11 protein-coding genes are annotated in these 9,196 nt (G+C 70.6%); 2 read left to right on the forward strand and 9 right to left on the reverse strand.

Going from position 1 to position 9,196, the window contains the following annotated elements:
* Both HKK72_RS31345 and HKK72_RS31350 read right to left on the reverse strand, forming a co-directional pair.
* Nucleotides 1-325: MFS transporter (locus HKK72_RS31345; protein WP_222721370.1), on the reverse strand; the 325-nt coding region annotated here is incomplete at its 3' end.
* Nucleotides 318-821 carry a pyridoxamine 5'-phosphate oxidase family protein gene (locus HKK72_RS31350; RefSeq protein WP_187238051.1) on the reverse strand — a complete coding sequence of 168 codons (504 nt, stop codon included), beginning with the start codon at nucleotides 819-821 and terminating at the stop codon, nucleotides 318-320. The genes HKK72_RS31345 and HKK72_RS31350, both read right to left, overlap by 8 nt.
* Before the next feature lie 127 nt (nucleotides 822-948).
* Here HKK72_RS31350 and HKK72_RS42485 point away from each other — a divergent pair, with 127 nt between their 5' ends.
* Nucleotides 949-1,542, forward strand: coding sequence for a TetR/AcrR family transcriptional regulator (locus tag HKK72_RS42485; protein WP_187238052.1), 594 nt, complete (start codon nucleotides 949-951; stop codon nucleotides 1,540-1,542).
* On the opposite strand, the gene HKK72_RS31360 is transcribed toward HKK72_RS42485, so the two are convergent.
* Nucleotides 1,523-2,053 carry a cysteine dioxygenase family protein gene (locus HKK72_RS31360; protein WP_261987389.1) on the reverse strand — a complete coding sequence of 177 codons (531 nt, stop codon included), beginning with the start codon at nucleotides 2,051-2,053 and terminating at the stop codon, nucleotides 1,523-1,525. The genes HKK72_RS42485 and HKK72_RS31360 overlap by 20 nt on opposite strands.
* Before the next feature lie 105 nt (nucleotides 2,054-2,158).
* On the opposite strand from HKK72_RS31360, the gene HKK72_RS31365 reads away from it, so the two are divergent.
* Nucleotides 2,159-3,115 carry a LysR family transcriptional regulator gene (locus HKK72_RS31365; RefSeq protein ID WP_187238054.1) on the forward strand — a complete coding sequence of 319 codons (957 nt, stop codon included), beginning with the start codon at nucleotides 2,159-2,161 and terminating at the stop codon, nucleotides 3,113-3,115.
* Here the strand turns inward: HKK72_RS31365 and HKK72_RS31370 are convergent.
* The 6 genes from HKK72_RS31370 to HKK72_RS31395 form a co-directional block, all read right to left on the reverse strand.
* Nucleotides 3,090-3,569, reverse strand: coding sequence for a MarR family winged helix-turn-helix transcriptional regulator (locus HKK72_RS31370; RefSeq protein ID WP_187238055.1), 480 nt, complete (start codon nucleotides 3,567-3,569; stop codon nucleotides 3,090-3,092). The two genes, HKK72_RS31365 and HKK72_RS31370, sit on opposite strands and share 26 nt — an antisense overlap.
* Nucleotides 3,570-3,722: 153 nt before the next feature.
* Nucleotides 3,723-4,082, reverse strand: a complete 360-nt coding sequence (locus HKK72_RS42490; protein WP_187238056.1) for a Uma2 family endonuclease — start codon at nucleotides 4,080-4,082, stop codon at nucleotides 3,723-3,725.
* Between the two features lie 282 nt (nucleotides 4,083-4,364).
* A complete protein-coding gene (locus HKK72_RS31380) occupies nucleotides 4,365-5,978 on the reverse strand; it encodes an acyl-CoA synthetase (protein WP_187238057.1) in 1,614 nt (537 codons plus the stop codon).
* Between the two features lie 27 nt (nucleotides 5,979-6,005).
* Complete coding sequence (locus HKK72_RS31385; RefSeq protein ID WP_187238058.1) at nucleotides 6,006-7,163, reverse strand: thiolase domain-containing protein; 1,158 nt, start codon at nucleotides 7,161-7,163, stop codon at nucleotides 6,006-6,008.
* Entirely contained in the window at nucleotides 7,163-8,203 is a 1,041-nt protein-coding gene (locus HKK72_RS31390) for a thiolase domain-containing protein (protein ID WP_187238059.1), read from the reverse strand. Before HKK72_RS31390 ends, HKK72_RS31385 begins: the two co-directional genes overlap by 1 nt.
* A gap of 58 nt (nucleotides 8,204-8,261) precedes the next feature.
* A complete protein-coding gene (locus tag HKK72_RS31395; RefSeq protein ID WP_187238060.1) occupies nucleotides 8,262-9,194 on the reverse strand; it encodes a Zn-ribbon domain-containing OB-fold protein in 933 nt (310 codons plus the stop codon).
* Nucleotides 9,195-9,196: the final 2 nt, after the last annotated feature.

A 9,196-nucleotide genomic window follows, 5' to 3' on the forward strand; every position in this document is an offset into this window, starting at 1 on the left:
TCGCGCGGGCCGCGAACACCGTCCCGGCTCCCGGCGCCAGTCCGCAGGCCAGCGAAGCGGTGGTGAAGACCACGAGCCCGCAGAGCAGCACCCTGCGGTGGCCGAACAGATCGCCGAGCCGACCCGCTGTGATCATGAACCCGCCGTACGCCAGCCCGTACGCCGTGATCATCCACTGCAGGTCGGCGGCGTCGATGCCGAGGTCGGCCCGCATCGAGGGCAGTGCGACGACGACCACCACCACGTCGAGCACCAGCATGATCTGTGCCAGGCACAGGGCGACGAGGAGCGGCCCGGATCGGCGGGGCGACGGCGCCTCACTCACCGGAACGGCCCTCCGAGCCGTAGGTGTACATGGCACCGGGGTCGATGCGGGCGTACGGCGCGTCGCCGGCCCAGCTCTCCCAGGTCTCGCCGTACGTCTCGATCAGCAGGTCGCGGAACGGCCCGATGTCGGCCGCGGCCATGTCCACCTCCACCGCACGGCCGTGCACGGTGACCTGGAACTCCTCACCCCTCGTCACCGTGGCGCTGACCTGTGGACGGGCCCGCAGGTGCCGGAACCGGACCGAGTCGGGCGCGGAGCCGAACCAGAAGCGGCCACGGAAGAACAGACCGTCGACGGGCCCGACCCGGGGTTCGCCCTTCGCGGTGACCGTCGCGAGGTGGAGCACCTGCACTCCGCTGAGCCGATCCGCCAACCGCACCGCGTCCAGCCGGCGCTCCTCGGTGATGATGCGGCGCAGGTGTTCTCCCGCCCGCGCGTAGCTGTCGTCCAGCACCTGCTGGAGCCAGGCCAGGTCGGATGTGGTCTCGCGCACGCGGCCTCCTTCGTAGTTTATAAACGTGCATTCATTTATAAACCACGTCGGGCCTGGACCTCCTCCCGCAAGCCGGGGCGATCGCCTATCGTTAACGAACGGTTATTCAGTAACTCCGGGAGGGGCAGTGGCGCGTCCGCGCACGATCAGCGATACGGCGATCCTCGCCGCGACCGGCCGGGCGATCGCCCGGCACGGACTGCCCGGGCTCAGCCTGGCCATGATCGCGAAGGAGACGGGGCTGGCGCCGGCGACGCTGGTCCAGCGGTTCGGATCCAAGCGCGGCCTGCTGCTCGCCTTCGCCGAACAGGCCGAACCCGGCGCGCGACGGCCGTTCCAGACCGCACGCGAGGCGCACGGCTCGCCCCTCGCCGCTCTGCGCTCTGCGCTGGCGGCGATGGCCTCGCAGGTACGCGACCGCGAGGAACTGGCCAACCATCTGACCTTCCTGCGGCTCGACCTCACCGATCCGGAGTTCCACGGGCACGCGCTGACGCACACGCTGGCCGTGCGGCAGGAGATCGCCGACCTGCTGGCCGAGGCCGTACGGGCGGGAGAGCTCGACGAGCGCGGCGACACCGGGCGGCTCGCCCGCACGATCCAGGTGACCTACAACGGCGCGCTGATCGTATGGGCCCTGACGGGCGACGGCGAACTGCCCGAACTACTGGCCGAGACGCTCGACGACGTGCTGTCGCCGTTCAGTCCTCGACCGGCCTGATGGGGAGGTGGTACTCGCGGCGGACGCTCGAGCCGATCCGGGAGACGTCCGTCCCGTAGACGTGCAGCGAGATCGTCGTCTGCTCGGCCGGGTTGTGCACCCGGTGGATGTCACCGGGCGGCGCGAAGCCGCTCACCGAGCCCTCCGCGTTGGCGCTCTCACCCACCCGCACGAGATGGTCGCCGGTGGGGCACGCGAACAGCTCTTCGTGCTCGACGCCGCGCAGCACGCCCACCACGCACCAGCTCACATGGTCGTGGATCGTGGTCACCTGGCCGGTCCGCCACACGACGGCGACGACCGAGAAACCGCCGTCCTGCTCCACGTGGAGCAGGTGGCTCTGGTAACCCCCGGGGTCACCCGCCTGCTCCTCGGCGGTCAGGAGATCCGGTCCGGGAAGCCGGTCCCGGAGCACGTCGGTCACGAGCGCGGCGGTCCGTTCCCAGTCGGCGTGCCGGTCGACGGCGGCGCGCAGGCCCTCGACGAGGTGCGCCAGCCCTGGTCGCGTCATGACGGATCCGTTGAGGCTCATGTCTTCAGCCTGCACCCTCCTCGACCTATAGGTCCAATGCCAAAGATCTCTCAATCCCATAGACGACATCGATATATTCGCCTCATGCTGGACGTCACCCGGCTCCGCGTGCTGGTCGCCGTCGCCCGTACGGGATCGGTCACCGGCGCCGCCCGAGAGCTGCACTATTCCCAGCCGTCGGTCAGCCATCACCTGGCCCGGCTCGAAGCCGAGACCGGGGCCGGCCTCGTCCAGCGGGTGGGGCGCGGGATCCGGCTCACCGAGGCGGGGCGGCTGCTCGCCGACCGCGGCGCCGAAATCCTCGGGCGGCTCGACGCCGCGTCGAGCGAACTCGCCGCCCACGTCGGTCTGCGGCAGGGCCGGGTGCGGCTGGCCGCCTTCCCCTCCGCCCTCGGCACCTTCGTGCCCGCCGCGGCCGCCCGCCTGGCCGCCGATCACCCGGGTCTGGACCTGCGGCTGGTCGAGACCGAGACGCCGCAGGCGGTGCGGATGCTGCGCGACGGCACGGTCGACGCCGCGGTGATCTTCCGGTACGACGGCGACGGCGGCCGGCAGCACGACGTCGAGATGGAGGACGGGATCCGCACCCGCCCGCTCCTGGAGGAGTCCACGTATCTGGTCACGCCCGCCGACCCGCCTCCGCATGCGCGCGCCGCGGCCGTCGACGGCCGCCCGGGCCTCGCCGCCCACCGCGACAGCGAATGGATCGCGGGCTGTGACCGATGCCGAGCGCACCTGCTCGACATCTGCGCGGAGGCCGGCTTCCAGCCGCACGTTTCCTACACGACCGACGACTACGTCGCCGTACAGGCCCTGGTCGCGGCGGGGCTCGGGGTCACCACGCTGCCGCACCTGGCACTGTCGGCCGCCCGCAACCCCGGCGTGCGCGCCGTCCGGCTGCCCGGCTCGGTCCGGTACGTGCTGGCCGCGACCTATGGTGAGCCGCCGGACCCGCCCGCCACTGCCGCGCTCCTCGACGCGCTCGTCGTGGCAGCGTCGGCCGGCACCCCGGGCGCTACGGCAGTTCCTGTATCTCCTTGATCACGCCGGGCATGACGTCGCTGGTCGTGTGGGCGAAGTCCAGCAGCAGGCGCAACTGTTCGTCGCTGAAGTCGGCGAACTTCTCCCCCGACGCCCGCGCGATCGGCTCGAAGTACCGCGCGAACCTCTCGACCGCCTCGGGCACGGGCTCGACGATGACCCTGCGGCGGTCGTCGGGGTCGCGGGTGCGCTTGACGTAGCCCGCGTGCTCCAACCGGTCGATGACCGCGGTGATGGCTCCGCCCGTGGTGATGCCCATGGCCTGCGCCAGCCGGCCCGGCGTCATCGGACCGTCCAGCACCAGGAGGTTCACGCACTGGGCATCGGTGACGTTCATCCCGGCCTTGCTCGCGGTGGTGCTGTGCAGCAGAACCGTCCACATGGTGTTGCGCTGCATGGCCCGCTGCAGGTCCCAGATGAGCTTCGCCCGCTCCTGGCTCGACACGCGGATCACCCTTAGATTCCTCTGCATACGAGAGGCTCTGGTTCTGAGCAACTCTCTGAAGTGAGCCTATCCGGCAACGCAAGCGAATGGCCAGAACCGGCCACCCCTCGTCTCACCGTCGTGATCGTAGTTTTCCGGCCCAGCGACCGCGGCCAGGCCGGCTCACCGCGGGCGTTCGAGAAAGATCGCAGTGTCGAGCTCGAAGTCGACCGGCTCCGGAACGTGGAGCGGTTTGCCCATGTCCACCTGCGTGTTCTTGGTGTAGTGGCCGTTCTCCGGCTCACTGAACACGGTGACCTGCGCGGGGTCGCATTGCGGATCGATGAGGATCATGATCGGCACGCGTCCGCCCGCGAAGATGACCGGCTTCTTCTCGCGGTCCTCCCGCTCACAGCCGGGCGACACGACCTCGCCGACCATCACCAGCCCATCAGTGAACAGCTCACGGGCGCTCTGGCGTGAACCCGGGAGGCACGTGTCCACGGTCCCCGCCCAGAGGTCCCACCCGCGTTCGTCCGCCACTGGAAGAAACGCCTTGATGATCGACCCGCCAACCCCCCATGTACGGAAGCAGTCGGTCGTAGAGGTCGCGGAGATTCTCCGCGACGGCCGGAATCGGTGGTGGCGGTGGCTCGGCCGTCTCCGCAGGCGACCGTGGCCGGTCACCGGAGGCTTCACGGACGCTGTGCGGCTTTCTGGAGGTGGTGACCACGCGGCCCTCATCCCTTCGCACTCCTTGGCCATGACATCGGAGGGATACCCACAGTATCGACCCGGATACCGGGCGCGAGGGCGGAACGGTGCTCAGGTCCCGGTGGAGCGCTCGGCGACCTCCCGCGCCCAGCGGTAGTCGGCCTTGCCGGCGGGCGACCGCATGACCTGGTCGACGAAGGCGTACGTACGGGGCACCTTGTAGCCGGAGAGCCTGGCACGGCAGTGCCGGTCGAGCTCCTCGGCCGCCGGCGCGTCCCCGTACGGCTGGATCACCGCGGCGACGCGGCTGCCGTAACGGTCGTCGGGGATGCCCGTGACCACCACGTCGAACACCTCGGGATGGCCCTTCAGGACCGCCTCGATCTCTTCGGGGAAGACCTTTTCGCCCCCGGTGTTGATGCACTGGGAGCCGCGGCCGAAGATGGCGATCGTGCCGTCCGCCTCGACGGTCGCGATGTCGCCGGTGAGCAGCCATCGGACCCCGTCGACCACCCGGAACGTACGGGCCGTCTTGTCGGCGTCGTTGTAGTAGCCGAACGCGATGTGCCCGCGCTTGGCGACCTGCCCGATGGCCCCGGAGCCTGGCTCGACCGGCTTGAGCGACTCATCGAGCACGGCCAGGCGATCGTTGTTGGGCCGGTACCTCAGCCCCGACTCGGGCGTGCTGCCCTCGACCCCCGAGGCGGTGTAGCCGGACTCGCTCGAGCCGAAGTTGTCGAGGATCATCGTGTTCGGCAGCAGCCCCTGCAGCCGCTCTCGCACCGAGCCGCTGAGGATCGCGCCGGTGGAGCTGACGACCGCCAGCGACGACACGTCGTAGTCGCCGGACGCCAGTTCGTCGGCGAGCGGGATCGCCATCGCGTCGCCGGTGATGTTGACCGTGAGGACCTTCTCGTGCTCGATCGCGCGCAGCACCAGTGCGGCGTCGAACCTGCGGGTGTACACGATCGTCGAACCCATCCACCACGCGATGAAGGTGGCCATCTGCGCCGCCCCGTGCATGAGCGGAGGCGCCGCCATCATCACCATCGGGCCGGCGTTCTTCGCGTGCTCGATCACGTGCTGTGGCGTCTCGCGCGGCTCGCCGTACGGGTTCCCGCCGCCGAAGCCCATGAACAGGTCCTCGTTGCGCCACATCACGCCCTTGGGCATGCCGGTCGTGCCGCCGGTGTAAATGATGTAGACGTCGTCGCCGCTGCGCTCCGGGAAGCCGCGGGTGTCGGGTTGCGCCGCCAGCGCCTCCTCGTACGGCACGGCGCCGGGGATCGCCGAGGCGCCGCCAACCGAGATCAGATGTCGCAGCGCCGGCGCATTCGGGGCGGCGGCCGCCACCCGGTCGGCGAACTCGACGTCATGGACGAGGGCCACGATGTCGGAGTCGCGGTAGAGATACAGCAGCTCGGACTCGACATAGCGGTAGTTGACGTTGACCGGCACAGCACGGATCTTGAGCGCGGCCAGCACCGACGCGATGTACTCGATGCCGTTGTAGAGCTGGATGCCCACGTGCTGACCGGCCTCGACACCGGCCGACTCCAGGTGGTGGGCGAGCCGGTTGGCGTGCGCGTCGAGTTCGGCGTACGTCATGCGACGGTAGGTGGCCGGCTCGCCGTCCCCTGCGGGCGGCGCGCCGCACACGACGGCGACCCGGTCTCCGATCGCGTCGGCCAGTCCTTCGAACAGATCAGCGTGGTTGAACTCCATCGAACGACCTCCGGAGGCCGCGGGGGGTTAGGGTTTCTCGGTGCCGACGACCCACATGGCGTAGAACTGCGCGCCACCGCCGTAGGCGTGGCCGAGGGCACGTCGCGCTCCCTCGACCTGACAGTCGCCGGCCAGGCCGCGGACCTGCTGGGCCGCCTCGGCGAAACGGATGAGCCCCGACGCGCCGATCGGGTTCGACGACAGCACTCCTCCGGACGGGTTCCACGGGATGTCGCCCTCGAACGCGGTGGCGCCGTCCTCGGTGAGCTTCCACCCCTCCCCCTCACCACAGAAGCCGAGGTTCTCCAGCCACATCGGCTCGTACCAGGAGAAGGGGACATAGACCTCGGCACAGTCGAGCTCGCGCCGCGGATCGGTGATGCCGGCCTGCCGGTAGACGTCGGCCACGCAGTCCTTGCCCGCCTGCGGGTTCACGGTGTCCCGCCCGGCGAAGAAGATCGGCTCGGACCGCATCGCCGCACCGTGCACCCAGGCGGGCCGGTTCGGCGCCAGGCGCGCCGCGCTCTCGCTCGCGAGCACCATCGCCGCGGCCCCGTCCGACGACGGGCAGGTCTCGAGATAGCGCAGCGGTTCCCACAGCATCGGCGTCATCTCGACCATCTCGCGGCTGATGCCCTCGATCTTGAGATGGGCGTACGGGTTGCGCAGCGCGTTGACCCGGTCCTTCACCGCGACCAGCGTGCCGATGTGGTCGGGGGCGCCGGAACGGCGGATGTAGGCCCGGATGTGCGGCGCGAAGTATCCCCCGGCGCCGACCACCAGCGACGCGGTCATGGGCGGGTGCGTCGACAGCGCCCACGTCGCGTTGGACTCCGACTGCTTCTCGTATGCCACGACGAGCACCCGGTCGTGCACACCGCCCTGGATCAGCCCGGCCGCCACCAGCGCGGTCGAGCCGCCGACGGAGCCGGCCGTGTGCACCCGCATCATCGGCTTGCCCCGGGCGCCGAGGGCGTCGGCGAGATAGGCCTCCGGCATCATCACGCCCTCGAAGAGGTCCGGTGCCTTGCCGATGACGACGGCGTCGATGTCCGCGAACGTGAGCCCCGCGTCCTCGAGCGCGCGCAGCGCCGCCTCGCGCACCAGGCCGGCGATCGACACGTCGAGACGCTTGGTCCGGTAATGGGTCTGCCCGACCCCGATGACCGCGCAAGGGTTCGCCATCACTCCGCCTCCATCACGCAGACGAGGTTCTGTTGCAGGCAGGGGCCGGACGTCGCGTGGGCCAGCGTGCGCGCCGCCGAACCGTCGTGGATCCGCGCCGCCGCCTCGCCGATCCGGATCAGACCGGTCGCCATCACCGGGTTGGCGGCCAGCGGGCCGCCCGAGGGGTTCACCACGACGCTGTCGGACAGCCCGAGGGCGGCGCGCAGGATCAGCTCCTCGTGGCTGAACTGCGCGTGCAGCTCAGCGACCTCGACCTCGGCGTCGCGGGCGCCCGCCCGCTCCGCCGCGAGCGCGGCGGACTCCGAACGGGTCAGGTCCCGGGCCCCGAGGGAGTGCACGTCGCTGCGATGGTCGATGCCGCGGATCCACGCCGGGCGCTCGCACAGCTCACGAGCCCTGTCGCCCGCCGCGAGAACGATCGCCGCCGCCCCGTCGGTGACCGGCGCGACGTCGTACGGCCTCAGCGGCGCCACCTCGTAGCCGGCCTCGGGGTCCGGCTCGGGCAGGTCCAGGGCGTACGGGTTGGCGCGTCCGGCGGCGCGCGACCGGGCCGCCACGGCCAGCAGGTCGTTCTCCTTGGCGCCCGAGCCCTCCAGGTAGGCCTGAGCCTGCAGCGCGGCGAGCGACACCTGGTCGGGGCCCAGCGGGGCGAGGTAGTACGGGTCGAGCTGCAAGGTCATGATCTCGCGCAGGTCGCCCTGCGACGACTTGCCGAAGCCGTAAACCAGCGCGGTGTCGATGTCGCCGTGCCGGAGCCGCACCCACGCCTCGTACAGCGCCCAGGCGGCGTCCATCTCGACATGGCTCTCCGAGATGGGCGGCCACGCGCCCACCGCGTCGAGCGCCGCGACGAACGAGAACGGCGCGCCGGCCAGGTAGTCGCACGACCCCGAGCATGTGAAACCGAACCGGGAGACGCCGCTCTTCTCCTTCACCTCGGCGATGACCGGGGCGAGCAGCTCGGTTTCAGACAGCCCGGTGTCCTCACGGGTATGCCGCGACTGCACGAACGCCACGACAGCGATCGCTGTGTTCATCTGCTCGCTCCGCTCACGGCTCGCAGCCGCCTCGACGCACCGGCTTCACTGGGAGTTCTCACAGGTAGTCCCTGATGGCGTCGAAGGGGACGTCGGGCTCGTCGAGCGGGGCGAACCACTTGATGTTGGCCATCGTCTTGCCCCATTCCTCCCGTGGCCGCCACTCCGCCCTGACCCGCATGCCCATCCGCACCTGATCCGCCGGTACCCCCGCGACCAGGGCGAGCATCGCGAGGTCGGAGCCGTCGAGCAGGATGTAGGCCGAGACGAACGGCACCTCGGGGGCGCGCGGGTCGGGGATGTTGTTCACCGCGAACGTGGTGACGGTCCCGGTGTCGCGCACCTCCACCTCCTCGGTGGTCGGCACGCCGTCGACCGGGCACAGCCCCTTGAGCGGCACGTAGACCTTGCCGCACACGCCGCACCGGTGGCCGAGGAATCTGCCTTCGGAGACGCCCTCCAGGAACCGCTCCAGCGCGCGGCCCGGCGGCAGGCGATACTCCGTGCGGCGGGCATCGTTGATCATCGTGACGTCCGGCCGGAAGCACTCGATGTCGCCGATCCCGCCGGAGCGCTCTGCGCGCCACTTGGGCCGTACCCGCATGCCGGTTCTGAGGTCGCGGGGCGGTTTGGCGCCCTCGTCGAAGACGCCGAGGTCGAGGGCGTGCAGCAGGGCCGTGTCGGCGCCGTCCGGCTTGATCAGCGCCCAGGCGAAGGGACGCTGGAAGGGATGGCCGCGGCGCGGACGCGACACCCACGACCACGACTCCACGGTGCAGTCCGGGCCGACCTCGACGAAATCGCCGGTGACCGCCGATCCGTCAGCGGTGTCGTACTCCGTGGGCGGGACGAGCACCCGGCCGGCCGCGGTGCGGACGCCGACTAGCCGGCCGTCGCGGAGCTCGGTCAGGAAGCGGCCGATCACGGGCCCGACCGAGCGCGTGTAGCCGCCCGGAAACTCCAGCGCGTGATTGGGTGCCGAAGAACTCACGC

The organism is Actinomadura sp. HBU206391, from assembly GCF_014323665.1.
Classification (GTDB): Bacteria; Actinomycetota; Actinomycetes; order Streptosporangiales; family Streptosporangiaceae; genus Actinomadura_C.